The 17,815-nt window shown below is 33.8% G+C and carries 12 protein-coding genes and 2 tRNA genes; 3 read left to right on the top strand and 11 right to left on the bottom strand.

Features of this window, described 5'->3' with window-relative positions:
- Positions 1-21: 21 nt before the first annotated feature.
- The 9 genes from Q0800_RS00840 to mutS form a co-directional block, all read right to left on the bottom strand.
- Positions 22-861 carry a PKD domain-containing protein gene (locus Q0800_RS00840; protein ID WP_299126783.1) on the bottom strand — a complete coding sequence of 280 codons (840 nt, stop codon included), beginning with the start codon at positions 859-861 and terminating at the stop codon, positions 22-24.
- Between the two features lie 13 nt (positions 862-874).
- Entirely contained in the window at positions 875-1,678 is an 804-nt protein-coding gene (locus Q0800_RS00835; RefSeq protein WP_299126781.1) for a glycoside hydrolase family 16 protein, read from the bottom strand.
- A gap of 47 nt (positions 1,679-1,725) precedes the next feature.
- Positions 1,726-3,207: a carbohydrate-binding protein gene (locus Q0800_RS00830; RefSeq protein WP_299126780.1), complete on the bottom strand. Its 1,482-nt coding sequence runs from the start codon at positions 3,205-3,207 to the stop codon at positions 1,726-1,728.
- A gap of 34 nt (positions 3,208-3,241) precedes the next feature.
- Positions 3,242-6,424: a glycoside hydrolase family 2 TIM barrel-domain containing protein gene (locus Q0800_RS00825; protein WP_299126779.1), complete on the bottom strand. Its 3,183-nt coding sequence runs from the start codon at positions 6,422-6,424 to the stop codon at positions 3,242-3,244.
- Between the two features lie 267 nt (positions 6,425-6,691).
- Positions 6,692-9,490, bottom strand: coding sequence for a triple tyrosine motif-containing protein (locus Q0800_RS00820; RefSeq protein WP_299126778.1), 2,799 nt, complete (start codon positions 9,488-9,490; stop codon positions 6,692-6,694).
- A gap of 259 nt (positions 9,491-9,749) precedes the next feature.
- A complete protein-coding gene (locus Q0800_RS00815; protein ID WP_299126777.1) occupies positions 9,750-10,685 on the bottom strand; it encodes a hypothetical protein in 936 nt (311 codons plus the stop codon).
- Positions 10,686-10,914: 229 nt separating this feature from the next.
- Positions 10,915-10,998: transfer RNA gene (locus Q0800_RS00810), tRNA-Leu, on the bottom strand.
- Positions 10,999-11,041: 43 nt separating this feature from the next.
- A tRNA-Gly gene (locus tag Q0800_RS00805) sits at positions 11,042-11,113 on the bottom strand.
- A gap of 95 nt (positions 11,114-11,208) precedes the next feature.
- Positions 11,209-13,821, bottom strand: a complete 2,613-nt coding sequence (gene mutS, locus Q0800_RS00800; RefSeq protein ID WP_299126775.1) for a DNA mismatch repair protein MutS — start codon at positions 13,819-13,821, stop codon at positions 11,209-11,211.
- A gap of 210 nt (positions 13,822-14,031) precedes the next feature.
- Between mutS and Q0800_RS00795 the strand changes: the two genes are divergently transcribed.
- On the top strand, positions 14,032-14,568 hold the full coding sequence (locus tag Q0800_RS00795) for an RNA methyltransferase (RefSeq protein WP_299126773.1): 537 nt from the start codon (positions 14,032-14,034) through the stop codon (positions 14,566-14,568).
- A gap of 79 nt (positions 14,569-14,647) precedes the next feature.
- Positions 14,648-15,319 (top strand): methyltransferase domain-containing protein, encoded by a 672-nt coding sequence (locus Q0800_RS00790; RefSeq protein ID WP_299126771.1) that lies wholly within the window; start codon positions 14,648-14,650, stop codon positions 15,317-15,319.
- 82 nt (positions 15,320-15,401) lie between these two features.
- Here the strand turns inward: Q0800_RS00790 and Q0800_RS00785 are convergent, their stop codons facing one another.
- Together Q0800_RS00785 and folK are read right to left on the bottom strand one after the other, a co-directional pair.
- Positions 15,402-15,884 carry a GyrI-like domain-containing protein gene (locus tag Q0800_RS00785; RefSeq protein ID WP_299126770.1) on the bottom strand — a complete coding sequence of 161 codons (483 nt, stop codon included), beginning with the start codon at positions 15,882-15,884 and terminating at the stop codon, positions 15,402-15,404.
- Positions 15,871-17,004: a 2-amino-4-hydroxy-6-hydroxymethyldihydropteridine diphosphokinase gene (gene folK / locus Q0800_RS00780; RefSeq protein WP_299126769.1), complete on the bottom strand. Its 1,134-nt coding sequence runs from the start codon at positions 17,002-17,004 to the stop codon at positions 15,871-15,873. Before folK ends, Q0800_RS00785 begins: the two co-directional genes overlap by 14 nt.
- A gap of 71 nt (positions 17,005-17,075) precedes the next feature.
- Between folK and Q0800_RS00775 the strand changes: the two genes are divergently transcribed.
- Positions 17,076-17,780 carry a queuosine precursor transporter gene (locus Q0800_RS00775; protein WP_299126768.1) on the top strand — a complete coding sequence of 235 codons (705 nt, stop codon included), beginning with the start codon at positions 17,076-17,078 and terminating at the stop codon, positions 17,778-17,780.
- The last annotated feature ends 35 nt before the right edge of the window (positions 17,781-17,815 follow it).

The following is a 17,815-nucleotide window of genomic DNA, read 5'->3' as shown; positions in this document are numbered from 1 at the left end:
TAAATGCTTTCTGAATTGCGCTTATTGCTGAATGATATCATCAAAATAGTAGATATCTCCATCACAAGTTGCATCTCTTTCAAAATAGATAATCATACTTTGAAACGTACCCGATGGTATATCTGTAAAGTCAAAGGTTAATTCTTGCCATTCTCCTAGTTGTGTTATTGTGGCTACTCTATCTTGCGAGGGTTCTGTATTAGGAAATGACATAAACTCTAACCTTAAAGTTACTTCGGTTAGTTGATTTTCTGCCAACACCTTCATTGTAAATGTTTTATTAGTTGTTGTAGAAAAGTCTATCGGTGACGCTAAAGCAACTCCTAAGCCTGCAAACGTTTGACAGCCTGGTGTTTTTTCAAAACGCTGTACATTACAGCTTTGATTTACATTATCTATTACCGGATTACCCACTATAAAACCTGCCGTAGCACCAAATGCACTAAATGTTGTTGAGCCGTCTGTGGTTAGAAAGGTCCAATTTATAGGTCCATTTGCAGGGTCTATATTCTCACTGGTCTCGTCTATACATATTGGTATATCTATTACAAAAGTTTCTTCTGTTGTCTCTGAGTTACCCACCGCATCAAAAGCAGTTAAAACAACCGTATATGTACCATTAGCCTCATAGGTTTTAATGGGACTTATAAGTGAAGAGACGTCACCATCACCAAAATCCCAACTATAATCAACAGCGTCATTAGATATGTTGGTAAATGTAATAGTCCTAGCATTGATCGTGTAGGTAAAATTAGCTTCTAAACCAATAATATCTACACCACTTTCATTATCCTCACAAGACATAACCATTACAACTAGTGAGACCATTAAAAGTTTAGTTATTTTATAAATTGTTTTCATCTGACTCACTTTATTAATTATAAACTCTTACGTAATCTACGACCATGCTCTGCGGAAAAATAGTATCTGGACTAGGCGGTCCTGGTAAATTACCTCCAACTGCAACGTTAAGAATCATATAAAACGCTCTATCATCAAATATCCAGCGACCTTCACCATTAGTTTCTTCTTCTACGTCTTGCGGTGTTAAGGTTTGATATAACACATCATCAACATAAAAGTTGATATAACTTGGTCCCCATTCTATTCCAAAGATGTGAAAACCTGTATCAAACCTGTCATTTAAAAGATTGTATTCTTTAGAAATAGATTCACCGCCAGAATAGGCTGGTCCATGTATTGTACCAAATACTTTTGTTGGTTCATCCCCAAGATATTCCATAATATCTATTTCGCCTATATTAGGCCAAACTTCAGTACCGTTATTATCATCACCAAGCATCCAAAATGCAGGCCAGTAACCTTGACCTGTTGGTAGTTTTATACGCGCTTCAAAACGCCCATATTTTCTCTGAAACAAGCCTCTAGTTATAAGTCTTGCAGAGGTATAATTAGAACCATTAAAAGCTTCTTGTCTTGCTGTAATTTCCAACACTCCGCTCTGCACTCTAACATTTTCTGGACGATCTGTATAGTATTGTAGCTCGTTATTTCCCCATCCTGGTATACCTTGCGCTGTTCCATCTCCTATTTCAAAAGCCCATTTTGTAGGATCTGGCGCTCCGTCAGTGTCAAAATTATCCTCCCATACTAGATTGGTTAATGTTGCTACTTCTTGTGTTTCGTCTAAATCGCAGGCAAATAATAGTATTGCCATAGTACCTAATATATATTTTATGTGTCTCATCATCGTTTTACTGTCTTTTAATTATCATTATAAAAATATACGTTATCTACCCATATATCTGAGATGGTAGCATCTGAAATAAAGAATAGTTGACCTAATTCTGAAAAATCTATATTACCTGAAAAACTTGAAAGTGGAACCTCAACAGTTACCCATCCATCATCATTAACATTAGCAGGGTTTGTTAAAAATGCTGATGAAAGTATAAAACTGCCGTTGCCAGTTGAGCCCGTAAATGTGCCACTTTCAATTTCTAACCTTATAAAATCGCTTGGATCAATAGCTTCTCTAACATTAATATTTATATGTAGGTGTGTCATCGTACTCACATCAACAAGTGGTACAGTATCGTAGGTACCTATACTTACAAAATTTAGTTGTGTATAATTAATAATGTTATCTAAAGAACCGTCTGGTAAAGTACCTTGTATGTCTACATTATTTGGATCTGACCCTGCACCTCCCATGGTTGTTTGAAATGGCGCAAAAAAGCCATTATAGTGTCTAACTGGCACGTTAGAATACGCATCACTAAAAAGTGAAATAACATCTCCTGAATCTCGTGTTGGTATAGGTGCAACAGGAAACTGACCGTTTGACGTTACTTCTAATGAGCCATTTGCTTCAATACCATTGATTTGTCCAGTAATAATGGTTGTGCCAGAATTCCCAGCTACAGAAACCAGACCTGATTCTGTTACTGTTGCTACAGATGGGTTAGAGTTTAAAAAATTGAAATATGCTGGTGCTACATTAATATCTACATTTTCACCTGTTCCAAGATTAATAGTTTGTGATAAACCTGTGATCTCTAAATTAGTACCTGCGAATCCCTGAATAACAATATCCTGACCATTTAAAATCTCTGTATTTACTGCTAAATTGGTTCCTAAAGTCTCAAATCTAATTTCGTCTAACCAAAATGTCCAACCGATTTCATTTCCATTTGGACCATCACCAAGGACATCCAATCCACCAGCAGCAAACAAGAACATGCCTTTTTCTTGAACCAATTTTGAAGCATCTGGTATTGGTATAACGTATTTTTTCCAATTCGTAGTCAGTTGTATATTAGAGCGACTCACCGGGAATTGTCCACCTAAAAAATCCGTTCCAAAACCAACTTCGCCTAAAGTACCTGTTGTAGAACCTCTTGCCCAAAAAGTCAGTGCATCGTACTGTGTTAAATTTCTACCTTCTCCACGATCTCTAAAAATGCCACCTATAAAGCCACCATTGGGATCGTTTGAAGCAGGTACATCTATACGTATAGATGTGGTGCCTTGGAATGCCACATTAGTATCTACACCAAAGCCTTCCGTATTTGCTCCTTGTGCAGGATCAAATGAGACAAAAAATTGATCTGTTAGATTTACTGGTGCATCTGTAAATACTTCGCCAATAGAAGGAAATGTAGCTAATTGGACCTCTTCTGTTAAATCTCTTTCACATCCTAACGCAAGCATAAATACTAATGCTGCAAAACATATCCTTTTCAAATTATTATATTTTATTTTTTTCATCATTACTCAATTATTTTCCAATATTAATGTGGACGTACGTTCTAATCTCCCATTCTGAACCATTAGGAAAACCAACAGGACTAAGGATTGGCGGTTGGTTAGGATTATCTGCATTAGCTGGTGTAGCAAGTGGAGAATACCTTGGAGAAAATGCGTTTAACGAACGCCATGTTCCTCTGATACCAACTGTTGTACTTGGTAAAATAAACCAGTCTGGTTTACCTAACGAGGTTGATACATCTACCATTAACTGCAATGGAAATGTTAAGTTAAAGTCTCTATGATAATCAAACGGTCCCCAATCATTAACCTTAAGATGGGTTTCTAATTTCATTTTTTTGTAAATGGCTCTTATATCACCACCAAATCTGGTAATTGTTCTATCACTATCTCCATTACCCTGACCATTACCATAATAGAAGTTACCTATAATGCCAAAATCTGAGTTTAATTTAGAAACCACTCTAGAGTGTACTTCCCATAAATCTTGCGCCGGAGCAGACCTTGGAAACGCAAAAAATGTACGGTTTGCTAAGAAGCCAATATGCGCATCTTGGGTTGTTGGTAAATGGCGGTATACAAAACCTAAGTTCATAGCAAATTTTGCGTCTTCGGATCTGTCATTATCCCACTGATACATCCATGTTCCTGGCGTAGGATCGTAGGTAAAAAGAATTTCACCTGCTGTAGTTTCTCTGTTACCTCCTCTTACTGCAAAAGGATCATCTATAACATTTCTTAAACGTCCTGGCGCATCTACTCCATTTGGCATTGGATCTACAATAGGTTGCTGCCACATAAAGTTTGGTGCAATCTGAAAGTTGTTGAACGAATACGTAAAACCAGTTAAAAAGTTAGTCATATTACCACTACCACTATCTTTTAGTTTCCAACCTGTAAATGTTTGAGTGGCATCGGCTCCACCATTAGCGACTAAACCCATGATAGCTCCTTGAGCATACCAATTAAATTTACCACCTTGGTAAGTAATCTTTGCTTTCCCTCCCCAATTATCCTTGCTTGAGACTTTATCTACAAAAACGTTGCCGTCTCTAAAATCTTGAAAGGAACTTCCGTTTAAAGGACTACCAGCCCAAATACCCCCAAAAATAAGACCTAACTTACCAAACTCACGCTCTACAGCTATTGTTGCACGTTCGGTAGGAAATGCAGGTATGATACCACTTCGGGTTTGATTTGGGTCTAACACACGACGTCCCGTATCATCAAACTGAAGATCAGTTTCTAAATCTCTATGATAAATACCGGTAATATCAAATTTACCAATTTTGCGCTGGTATTTTAATAAGGCTGTTGGATTAGCCGCCCACCATAATTGAGGTCCAAAAGCGGCTTTTAAACCTTCAAAAGAACCTTTACCGTCTATTTCTAATCCAAGAATTTCACCACCATAAATATCCAGGTTTGGCCCATAATTAGCCTCAGGATATAACCCAAAGAAATCCCCTTCGTATTGCCAATGATAATGTCCTGTTCTATAAAAACCTCTTAAATCAAAATCTTTAGCATTCCACTCAAATTCTGCTTGGTAAACATTAACTCTATTCACATCTCTCGGCACGGTTTGCCCATTCTGAGTTTCTAGAGTTAAGGGTCTTGTTATACTTTCATAAAAGATTTCATCTATTGGATTTCTTGCTACATTACCCACTACATTAAGGTTTACTTCTGCTCTTACGTTAGGTGCAGGATTTCCCTCAACACCTATAAAATAAGATTGCATATGATCAAATCCTAATTGATTAGGAACAGCATTTGATTCTGGGTCTGGATTGTCTGGTGTTGTAATTAAACTTCCACCAGTATTAAATGTTGTAAACTTAGCGGTCAACTGACTTAACCTAATTTTTTCGGAATCATTACCACCTAGTGCTGCTTTATCTCCTCTTGCTCTTAAAACAGCGTCCATAAGTTCAATACTCTTAAAGTAACTTGCAACAGTCGCTGCTGTTACACCTTCGTCATAAGGGTTGAGTTGATGTGCTTCTTTTAAAGCATAATAGGCTGCTCTTGGATACAAATCGTATAAACCTCTTTGATTAGTTGGACCTTTTGCACAGATCCCAAACCACTCTTCGTTCATATTATTTCTGCCTGGCTCTAAATCGTTTGGATACCCACCATTTGACCAAGATGCATTATTATCATGTACTTCTGCATTTGCGCGATTATCAAAATCATATTTCCACCAGCCGTCACTAAATTGAAATGTAAAACCTCCTATAGAAATTCCTGTTTTACCTAAGCCAGATGCATGTTGGTAAATTTCTTTCCAGTTATTGACCATATAGTATGCTTGTGCTTTCTGATCTTCACGATTTTCCTTGGTATTAAAAGCATCTGCGCCAAACTCGGTAAACATTAATGGCATATCTAGCTTTTCTTTAACAACATTAAACATATCTGTAAAGGATGCACCTCTGTAGGTGTTAGTACCATAAATATCGACGTCTGTACATTCTTCGGCAACAATATCTATAAATAAGGCATCTCCATTACATATAGCTACAGGATGTGAGGCATCAAGTTCTTTCATAACTTTGGCGGCTTCATTCATTAATCTGTACATTGGTCTCCCTCGTTTTTCTCCAATAAATGCTTTTTGCTCTTCGTCATCTGGAAAATCTTCTGTGTCTGCACCTTGCCAGAATAAACCATAGTTATTTTCATTACCCAATAAATACATTAACAGCCCTGGAGTATCTTTATACTCATTTACAAGGGTAGTTACTTCATTCATTAAAAATTCTTGAGTCACCTTATCATCGTAGATAGTTATGGGTGTCCAAACTCCGTTTAAGGTTAATCCATACCTACCAAATGAATGATTTATCATGGTATAAATTCCGTAATTCTCATAAATGTATTTAATCCATCTTGCCGGTACACCAGTATATTGTCTAATAACATTAACACCCATATTTCTAAGTAGGGACATTTCTGAATCTAAACCCACTTTAATAACATCATCAGATTTTTTCCAGAAATTTGCTGTGAGCGTATTAGTACCAATAGGAATGTAGTCCCAATTCATACCATTAATTATAAAATCTTCGCCATTTACAATCAACTTCATTCCCTCGATGCTTTTTTGGACGGATACATTGTCCGCTTGTCCAAAAACTTGAATAGAAAGACATAACATTAGTAACTTAAGAAAGTATTTTTTCATAGTCTTTATTTTAAGTTTTTCTTTTTGATTAGTTACACATTTAATAAACTTAAACATAATCTTAAATTTTGTTAATTTATTAAACAAACCCTATACAAAAAATATACATTGCATTAAGAGTGGTTAAAAATTACGAATAATTAAGTGAAATGCATGTAGAATTGCGACTTTGACTTAACGTCTAAAATTTAAAAACAATCAATTAAGGGGGCTTTACTATAGATTTGTATAGGTAATGTATAGTGTATATATAAAATTGTATAGGTCTTATATTTCTAAAATATAGTTTGTAAGGCTTTGATCATGGTCTAAATCCATTTTTTTTCGTAATCTATAACGTTTTACTTCAACACTTTTATGAGATATATTTAATAATGGTGCAATCTCTTTAGAGGATAGATTAAGCCTTAAGTAAGCACACAACCTAAGATCGTTAGGTGTAATTGCTGGGTGCAATTTTTTAATTCTTTTCATAAAATCTTTGTCTACATTATTGAAGGCTTCTTCAAATAATTTCCAATCACTTGTATTGTTAAGATTAGAATTTATTACTCTTACAACATGCTTAATGTCATCTAAGGATTTACTCTTAACTAAGGATTCTTTAATGTTATTTAAAAGCTCATTTCTTTTAACCAAATTCATGGTTGCCGTACCTAACTCTCTGTTTTTATTGTCAATATCTAATTGAAGATTTTTATTTTTAAACTGAATTAATCGTCGTTTATTTTCGAGTTGCTCAAGCTTTAATTCTCTTTCATTATGCTCTAATAATTTTTGTTTTTGCTTCTTATAATGTCTTAAATTAAAATAATGAACCGCATAACCAAGCGCTAAAGCTAGCAGGATATAAGATGCGATTGCTAATGGCTTTAAATACCATGGCTTCTCTATTAGAAATTCATAGGATAAAACATTCTCTGATAGTAACCCACTTATAGATGCTCTGGCTTCAAACTTATACGTTCCATGGGGTAAATTTTCAAAGGTAACTTCGGATTTATTAGACCAATCGCTCCAGTTATCATATATGCCTTTTAATCGGTATTGGTATTTAATATTAGAAAACTCATCGTACTTTGGGACACTATACTTAAAATTAATGCTATTATCGGCATTTGATAATTTAATAGTCTGCGTTAAATTGACTGGTGTAGTTTCATTATGCCTGGAGTTATATGCTATAGCGTTGAGAAATAGTTTATTTGGCTTATGTTTAGTCTTAGCCAAATCTAATATGAAATAGCCATCTGTTGTTCCTATTAAATAGTTAGTACTATTAATGGCTAATACATTTTCATATCCAGGTTTTGTTTTACGCAAGCCCAATGGCACAGCAACCGAATTAATGACTGGCTTATCAGATAAAACACCAGGTTCTATATAAATGATTTCGTTTTTTACAAAACCCCAAAGTCTATTATTTTTGTCATTTATAAGCTTACCCGAGACAAATTTATCACAACAAAATAACTGACTTAATACACTGTCTTTAACGAATCGTTCCGAATGCTTATCGTATTCAGAGATACCTTCATCAGAATTATAAAGCAATTTATTGTTATAAGTAACGATACCAGATTTTACTCCTTTTTTTTGTAGTACTTTCTTATAATCGGTAACCTTTCTATACTTGTTATCAATAGTTATTTTATAAATACCTTTATATTCATGGTTTACAAGTACTTCATAGGGAGAAATAAACTCAATGAATCTAGAGGATATATCGAAGCCTTGGATTTTATTTCTAAATTTCCATTTTTTATTATCAAATTCAAGAATATTTAAGCCTTTATAATTGCCTTGTATCAAAAGATTTGGCGCTCCATTTACACGCTTTATAACCCATGTTCCTATTTCTTCAGCTATTTTAGTGGCTTTATCATTACTTATCAAAAATGTACCTTGATCGTGCCCACATAAAAGCTGATCTCCTATAACTTTTAGGGTCCACACTTGGCCTTTTGTACCTTTTATAAATTTAAAATCATCATTTGCATTTTGCTCCCTATAGAATAATCCTTGATTTGTGCCTAAATACAAATTTTGTCCCAATATTGCAGAGCTATAGACTGTACCTAACACACCTAAAGTATCTTTATAAGCCTTAAAGGCAGAGTTAAGGTTTAAAACATTAATACCGTTATCTAATGCTAACCAAACATTTCCGCCAATATCTTCTTTTATTGAAAGTACTGTATTATTACTTAAACCATCAGTTTGGTTAATATTAAGCAAAACTTTACCTTGACTATTAATTTCAATAATACCATTTGAAACTGTTCCTATTATATAATTACCATTTCGTAATTTAATACTACTGTAAGCGCTTATACTCCTTAAATAGGCATTGGTTCCTATATTCCACGGGCTAACGTCATTACCACCTTTTAAAAGAAAAAAACCTTCAAATTTTGTATGAAGCAGCAGCCCTTCAGTGGTATTATAAATGTTTATGAGTTCTTGGTTATTTAAAAAGCCTGCTTCAAAAACTAAAATTTCTTTACCATTTTCTATCTTAAATAAGCCTACTCCATCTTTCTGAAAATAGATAGTATCCTCTATTTTGAACATTTTATTGATCCTTACCTTGGATTCAATAATTTTAAAACTATCTTCTGTAACGTTATAAATATAGATACGCTCTAAAGATTGAAATAACATATAACCCTCTAGATCTATGATCTGCCAAAATTCCTCATCTTCTTTAACAGAAATATTTCTGTCGGAAGAAAGTGAGGTGTATTGAAAATCACCGTAATCGTCTTTTATCCAATAACCAAAATCCATATAGCCACCAGAATAAATTCTATCACCAACGGCTGTTACCGACCTTAAAATATCGTTATTAGCCGAGCTAAATAATCTCCAAGACGAACCATTATACTCTAATAATCCTGCATTATTAGCTGCGTAAATAAAGTTATTTTTAAATTGTGTTATAGACCAATTTTGATCCTCAGCTTTATAATCTTGTGGAGTAAAAATACCTATTGGTGGTATCTCTTGTGTAAAAGCAAATACACTTACGAATAGTACTATTAAACGTAATAACCTTTTTACCATAATTAATTTCACAGCCTTAGTTAGTTACATATAGAATGTAATTGAATGACTTTTAAAAATACAACCTTGTTTGGTACTAATATAAGCAAATAAAGGGATTACTACCGTCTATGTAGTGTTATTGATTTTAAATGTTATGTAAGCAACACTTAGCCAATTAGACAAATAAATCACTATACATGCGAAAATTTTTATAAAGGTAGCTTTAATTAAAAGCTATAACTAAAATGATAAAAGCAACATTTATAAATACGATTAATTAGTTACTCGCAGTCTTTTCAACAATGTAACGTTTCCTAGCTAATTTAAGATCAATCTTTTCAGCAAACTCAGCGAGTTCTATAAAATTATCCTCATTTTTATCAAAGCCATAAAATTGAAATAATGCATTCATAGGTAATCCATCAGCATCAAATTTACCATTATAAAAGCGCTCCAATTCGTCATAACTGATCTTATAATCTTTATTTGAATCTACTTCGCTAAAAATCTTAATTTGATTATTAACATAAGCTTCAGAAAGTGATTCTGAATTTGTTGTGTCTTTTTGAGCTCTATAACCCTTAACACGTTCATAAACTATACGCCACATTGGTCTTTTACTAAATTCTTCAATGGTTATAATTTTATCGTTATTAGAATCAAACGCAAAAAATTCGATTATTCCATTAATAGGTTCACCCGTTCTTAAATTAAACTTACCCCTATAAAAATTTTGAGTTTCAGCAAGGGTTAGTGCTCCATTATTATTACTATCAATAACATTAAATCTATTTCTTCTTAAGGTATTTAGATCCATCTGAGCATTCTTATCCCTGCCCTTGTTGTTGTCTTTATTTTTACCTTCATCTTGGTTTTGGTTTTGTTCCAGTAAAACAAAATCTTCTTTAAACTGCCATCTATCAAAATATTTATAGGCCAACAACCAATCCTCCCCTTTTAAATATTCACTTAAGGTTAGTATGGAGTTTTCGTTAGCATCTAAAGCATAAAAGATTTTCTTATAATCTATCATCTTCCCATATTTACTAAGTTTACCTCGGTAATAGGAACGCATTTCTCTAATCGTAATTATATTATTACCATCATTATCAATAGTTATAAACTCTATATCTCTATTACTATTCTCTTGAGAATTAGACCATTGAATTGCACATAAAAAAATGAGGAGCAATACTGTATTAATAAATTTCATGACTAATTTTTTGGGGGAAAAGATAGTAAATTTAAATTAAGTAATAATAACTAAAGTGCAGTATTACAAGCTGTAACATTATTTAATTATTAAAAATAATGGCTCTTAAACCATTACGCATCACTAATAACTAAAACCTATTTTATTTTGATTTTTCATCAAACTTTAAAAAAATTTACTTAATTGTTATAAATAAAAAAAGCCAAAACTTTCGTTTTGACTTTTTTTGTACTGAAGACGGGACTTGAACCCGTACGTCCTAATGGACATTGGATTTTAAGTCCAACGTGTCTACCAATTCCACCACTTCAGCATCAAGATTACAGACTGTAATCTATTTGGTATATATTGTATAGAGCGAAAGACGGGATTTGAACCCGCGACCCTCACCTTGGCAAGGTGATGCTCTACCCCTGAGCTACTTTCGCGTAGTCTTTTAATGAACGATTCGCTTTAAAAGCGGTTGCAAATTTAAACTATTTCTTAGAATTGCAAAGATTTTTTTTAAATAAATTAACCTTGGCTATGCTTGTTTTTTCTTTACCAACATACGTTTAATTTCATTAAGCTTCATTAAGGCTTCTACAGGTGTCAATGTATCTATATCTGTATGTAAGATTTCATCTTTAATCTCTTCTAATAATGGATCGTCCAAATTAAAAAAGCTGAGTTGCATATCATCTTTTAAGGACTTTACTTTATCCGTTAACTCTTCGCTAGAATGCGATTTTTCTAACTTAGACAGTATCTTATTTGCTCTTCTAATAACTTGTTGCGGCATACCTGCCATTTTTGCTACATGAATTCCAAAGCTATGCTCACTACCACCTTCTACCAGCTTACGCACAAAAAGCACATTATCTTTTAATTCTTTAACTGCAACGTTAAAATTCTTAATTCTTAAGAAGGTTTCCGTCATTTCATTAAGCTCATGATAATGTGTTGCGAATAGCGTTTTAGGACGTGCAGGATGTTCGTGCAGGTATTCACTAATGGCCCAAGCGATAGAAATTCCATCATACGTGCTTGTACCTCGACCAATTTCATCTAAAAGTACTAAGCTTCGCTCAGAAATATTATTAAGAATAGATGCTGTTTCATTCATCTCTACCATAAAGGTAGATTCGCCCATTGAGATGTTATCACTCGCTCCTACACGCGTAAAAATCTTATCGACCAGACCGATTCTAGCCTCTTTAGCTGGTACAAAACTTCCTATTTGAGCTAATAAAACTATTAATGCCGTTTGTCTTAATATAGCAGATTTACCAGACATATTAGGTCCGGTAATCATAATAATTTGCTGGGATTCTCTATCGAGATATACATCATTAGCGATATAGGCTTCGCCAAGTGGCAGCTGCTTTTCTATAACGGGATGACGACCTTCTTTTATTTCTAAATCAAAACTATCATCTATTTGTGGATAGTTATAGGCATTAGCCTTGGCTAAACTTGCAAAGCCACACAAACAATCTAACTGCCCAATACCTTGCGCATTCTGTTGTACCTGAATAATAAATTGATGCATCCAAAGTACAAGCTCATTAAAGCGTTGCTGTTCTATAGCCAAAATACGTTCTTCAGCTCCAAGTATTTTAGCTTCGTATTCTTTAAGTTCTTCAGTAATGTAACGCTCCGCATTTACTAAGGTTTGCTTACGTATCCATTCTTCTGGCACTTTATCTCTGTGCGTATTGCGTACTTCAATATAGTATCCAAATACATTATTAGACGCAATTTTTAGTGACGGAATACCTGTGCGTTCACTTTCGCACTTAAGCATAGCGTCTAAATAGTCTTTACCTGATTTAGACAGCCCTCTCAGCTCATCGAGCTCTTTAGAAAAACCTTCGGCAATGGTATTTCCTTTTAACACATTTACTGGAGCTTCTTCATTAAGAGTTTCCTTTATTTTGTCTCTTAGTAAATCACAATTATTAAGGTTACCACCTATAATTTTTAAGGCTTCATTGGTACAAGTTTCTGCAACCGATTTAATGGGTACTATAGCTTCTAACGAATTTTTTAGCTGAATAACTTCGCGCGGAGAGACTTTTGTTGTTGCAATTTTTGAGATTAAACGCTCAATATCACCAATATGCTTTATTTGACCTTGAATCTTTTGCAACACCGACTCATTATCTAATAAAAATTGCACGACCTCATGGCGTTGCTTAATCTTATCTGCATGCTTTAGTGGTAGCGCCAACCAACGTTTAAGCGTGCGTCCTCCCATCGCAGAAATGGTCTTATCTATAACGTTAATGAGCGTAACGGCATTGGCGTTTGTAGAATGATATAGCTCTAGATTTCTAATGGTAAATTTATCCATCCACACGTAATCGTCCGTAGCGATTCTAGAAATTGTTGCAATATGTTCGAGTTTGCTGTGTCGTGTTTCACTTAAATAATGTAACACCACACCAGAGGCTATAATACCTTCGTACAAATCCTCTATACCAAAGCCTTTGAGTGTTTTTGTATTAAAGTGTTTAGTAAGTGTTTCATGAGCATAGTCTGCTTGAAACACCCAATCTTCTAAGTAAAATGTATGAAAGTCGTTACCAAATATTTCTGTAAAATCTTTTCGGCTTTGCTTAGAAATTAAAACCTCACTAGGGTTAAAATTTTGCAACAACTTATCAATATACTCAGCATCTCCTTGCGAGGTTAAAAATTCGCCTGTAGATATATCTAAGAATGCAACACCTATATACTTTTTGTCAAAATGAACGGCACATAAAAAATTGTTAGATTTTGAATGTAGGATATCATCATTTAAGGCCACACCTGGCGTTACAAGTTCTGTAACACCTCGTTTTACAATTTTTTTGGTTTGCTTTGGATCTTCTAATTGGTCGCAGATTGCCACACGCTCACCTGCTCTCACCAATTTGGGTAAATAGGTGTTTAATGAATGATGCGGAAAACCTGCCAGTTCCGTTTCACTATCACTACCAGCCCCTCGCTTGGTAAGGATGATGTCTAAAATCTTAGATGCCTTAACAGCATCACTACCAAAAGTTTCATAAAAATCACCAACCCTAAACAACAATAATGCATCAGGATACTTTGCTTTAATAGCATTGTACTGCTTCATTAATGGTGTTTCTTTTTTTGCCTTTTTAGCCAAGAGATTTGTGTATTTTTGTCCGGACAGCCGTCGGGAACGCAAGTCTGCTAATTTACTTATAATTTGAGGTTTATTGAAGCTGAAAAGCTATAAGTTATTTACAAGTGTTGATAAAATTGGTAACATATTGTCATTGCGAGGACGCAGGACGAATTAATCTCATTACAAGTGATAGATTGCTTCGCAAAGCTCGCAATAGCATATTAGATTATGAGAAAACTAAAAAACGAAGAACTAGACCGCTTAGAAATTTCAGAATTTAAACACGCTGAAAAATCACCCATCATCATAATTCTTGACAATATTAGAAGTCTCAACAATATTGGCTCTGTATTTAGAACTAGTGATGCATTTTTAATAGAAAAGATTTACCTCTGTGGTATTACCGCTCAACCACCACATAATGACATAAGAAAAACGGCCTTAGGAAGCACAGAAACTGTGGATTGGGAATACCACGAACATACGCAAGATGTCATTAAAAAATTAAAAGCTGAAGGTGTAAATATTTGTTCTATTGAACAAGCCGAAAACGCAACAATGCTAAATGATTTTAAACCTCAGCCTAAAACCAAATATGCTTTTGTTTTTGGCAATGAAGTTAAAGGTGTACAACAAGCCGTAGTGTCTAACAGTGATGTGGTGATTGAAATTCCGCAATTTGGGACTAAACATTCTTTGAATATTTCTGTTAGTGCAGGTGTTGTAATTTGGGATGTGTTTTCGAAGTTAGAAGTTAGAAGTTAGAAGTTAGAAGTTAGAAGTTAGAAAGATTAAACTTTTCTTGTCATTAATTTTATCCTCGAATTACTTAACCTTTACAGGAATGACAAACACAGAAAAAATGAAACAAAAGCAACCTTGGCCAACCAAAGCCGTAATGCAACAGATTTACGAGCAACATCTTTGGGGCGGAAAAGACTCTGATTTCTATTCTGGTTTTGGTTCACACGAGCATAACACCGTGAAGTTTTATATAAAAACCGTTTCTGATTTTTTAAAATCTCATAAAAGCAAACTTAAGGTTTGCGATTTAGGTTGTGGAGATTTTAATATTGGTAAGCAACTCGTGCCATATACTTCAAAATATGTAGCTATTGATATTGTTGAAACTTTAATCGATAGAAATAAAAAATTATTTAAAGCAGATAATCTAGAGTTTCACTGTTTAGATATTTCTAAAGATGGGCTACCACATGCAGATGGTATTATTCTAAGGCAAGTCCTTCAGCATTTATCTAATAAGGAGATTAAACGCATTGTTGATAAACTTTCTCATTACAAGTACATTATTATTACCGAACATATTCCTTCTGGAAATTTTGAACCAAACAAAGATAAAATTGCAAGTCAAGGTATTCGATTAAAACAAAATAGTGGAGTTGATCTGTTAGCTGAGCCTTTTAATTTTAAAGTGAAATCAACCGAGTTTCTAAATGAGATAGTTTTAGACAATAATAAAGGTAGGATTGTGACTAATCTCTATAAAGTTTTTTAGCATACTGTCATTTTGAGCATAATGAGAAATCTCAGATAAAGTTAATTTGAGATTTAACTTCCTGTAAAATGACAAAAAATTGTCATTTTACAGGAATCCAAATCTCTTCTTCATTAACCGAGTTCATTGGACTATAACTTTGTGGCAAACGTTCAAAATGTGGTCTGCTGTCTAACTCAAATTCCGATTTGGGTAACCATTTTAAATGAATATGCTGCCAGAACTGCATAAATTCTGGAATAGAACCTTTAAAATCAATCACCAAATAGTTACCACTAGAAATCGTTAAGCTCTGCATTTCTTTTGGCACATCCACAAAATCACTAACCTCTACACCTATCCATTTTTCAAAAATTGTATTGGGATTAAATGTCTTAAGATTAAAACCATTGTAGTTTTGAAGTGATATGCGGTAATTATCCTTTTTAGCGCTAACCGCATTTAACCTTGGCATAAATTGCTTTGCCAATTGAGGCGTAACGTCTTTATTCGTTATAAAACTAGCGGGCGCGCTCACACCTACAATTTTTATCTCTTTGCACTCAACAACTTTATATTCCATCATTAATCTCATTAAGTAACCATAAATAATCTGCTCTATTTTTTAAAAAATCTTTATCTGAAATATCAATTATTTTAATATTTAAATCGGTTTGGGATTTTAAAAATTCGAGATAGCCTGAATTGATTTTTTCTAAATACTCATCCTTTATGTCAGATTCGTATTTACGACCACGTTTCTTAATATTTGCTTGCAGTTGCGCTGTATTTTGGTAGAGATAAACGTACAAATCTGGCCTAGCAATATCTTTATATACCTGGTAAAATAGCTTCCGATACAACCTAAACTCGTCCTCTGCTAAAGTAACCTTGGAGAAAACCAAGGACTTATGCACATCATAATCACTTACCATAAAATCCTTAAACAAATCTAATTGCGATAAATCGTCACTAATTTGTTGGTAACGATCCGCTAAAAAAGACATCTCTAAGGTAAAGGCGTACCGCTCTGGATGCTCGTAAAATTTTGGTAAAAACGGATTATCCGCAAAACGTTCTAGTATAAGTTTAGCATTAAAATCTTTAGCAATTTTTTTTGATAAGCTCGTTTTACCTGCACCAATATTTCCTTCAATAGCAATAAAATTATTGTTGCTAAAACCATAATCCTTTCTTGGGTTTTTTAACCAAATATTAATTGGTGTAATTTCAGAATCGTCCTCACAGATATCTAATAACTCAGAAATAGTTTTGCCTAATCTACAATGTCTAAAGTCTTTTGCAATATCTTGTAAAGGTTGCAAAACAAACCTGCGCTTATGCAATTGCCTATGCGGAATTACCAATGTCTCTTCTTCAACACTGTCGTCACTATAAAAAAGGATATCTAAATCCATTTCGCGAGACTCATAACCCTCGGTTGTTTTTACAGAACGTCCTAATTCTTTTTCTATACACTTAAGCTCCTTTAAAATAGCTCTAGGCTTAAGTTCGGTTTCTATTTTTATACAGGCGTTATAAAAATCGTCACCCTCAAAACCCAAAGCTGGTGTTTTATATACTTTAGAAATTTTATGCACAGCACCAACGGTTTTAAAAATAGCATTTATAGCAGTCTGCATATTTTGCAATTTGTTGCCTTTGTTACTCCCTAATGCTATGTAAACAGTTTTAGTTGGTATCATGTAATAAGCAAATTAAACAAAACAATTATTAATAGATTATCTTTACCTCAACAATTTATTAACCAATTTTAATGTCCACTAAAGACAAACTTTTAGCGCAACGCATTTATCTGTTATTAGGTGCCCTTTTTCTTACCGCTCTTGTTGTTTCAAATTTAATCTTTCAGAAGTTTTTTTATTGGTATCCGCTACAGATAGAGATTTTTGGAAGTCCTCTTTTTGAAATTTCTGTAGGCATATTACCTTACCCTATCACCTTTTTAATTACAGATTTAATTAGTGAAATTTATGGTAAAAAACGCGCTAACGATATTGTAGTGGCTGGTATTATTGCGTCATTATTTTCTGTCGGTATTATTTTAGTTGCAGATGCAGCACCTGCTTTAGATAATTCGCCATTAGACGATACTACTTTTAAATTTGTTTTTAGCAAAACTATTATAGCGGTAAGCTCTAGCATGTTTGCATATTTATTTGCACAGTTTATTGACATTAGAATTTATCATTTCTGGAAAAATTTAACGCAAGGAAAACATCTGTGGTTAAGAAATAACTTCTCTACTTGGCTATCGCAATTTATAGATACCTTATCAATTATTAGTCTACTTTGTTATTTTGAAGTCTTGCCATGGTCTAGTTTTAAAGGTCTAGTTATAAGTGGTTTTTTATTTAAAATATTGGTAGCCTTTTTTGACACACCTTTTCTTTACCTTGGTGTTTACTTATTTAGAAGACGATTTAAACTTAAAGTAAATGAGGAAATAAATTTGTTATAAGAACAAATGAAACATTAAAATCTTCTTAAACTTTG

The organism is uncultured Winogradskyella sp. (assembly GCF_937958655.1).
Classification (GTDB): domain Bacteria; phylum Bacteroidota; class Bacteroidia; order Flavobacteriales; family Flavobacteriaceae; genus Winogradskyella.
This window is presented reverse-complemented; position numbering and strand designations above follow the sequence as displayed.

Coding starts and splice junctions, on each gene's coding strand:
- Q0800_RS00840 (WP_299126783.1), bottom strand. CDS start 861: ATGAAAACAATTTATAAAATAACTAAACTTTTAATGGTCTCACTAGTT.
- Q0800_RS00835 (WP_299126781.1), bottom strand. CDS start 1,678: ATGGCAATACTATTATTTGCCTGCGATTTAGACGAAACACAAGAAGTA.
- Q0800_RS00825 (WP_299126779.1), bottom strand. CDS start 6,424: ATGAAAAAATACTTTCTTAAGTTACTAATGTTATGTCTTTCTATTCAA.
- Q0800_RS00820 (WP_299126778.1), bottom strand. CDS start 9,490: ATGGTAAAAAGGTTATTACGTTTAATAGTACTATTCGTAAGTGTATTT.
- Q0800_RS00815 (WP_299126777.1), bottom strand. CDS start 10,685: ATGAAATTTATTAATACAGTATTGCTCCTCATTTTTTTATGTGCAATT.
- Q0800_RS00795 (WP_299126773.1), top strand. CDS start 14,032: ATGAGAAAACTAAAAAACGAAGAACTAGACCGCTTAGAAATTTCAGAA.
- Q0800_RS00790 (WP_299126771.1), top strand. CDS start 14,648: ATGACAAACACAGAAAAAATGAAACAAAAGCAACCTTGGCCAACCAAA.
- Q0800_RS00785 (WP_299126770.1), bottom strand. CDS start 15,884: ATGATGGAATATAAAGTTGTTGAGTGCAAAGAGATAAAAATTGTAGGT.
- folK (WP_299126769.1), bottom strand. CDS start 17,004: ATGATACCAACTAAAACTGTTTACATAGCATTAGGGAGTAACAAAGGC.
- Q0800_RS00775 (WP_299126768.1), top strand. CDS start 17,076: ATGTCCACTAAAGACAAACTTTTAGCGCAACGCATTTATCTGTTATTA.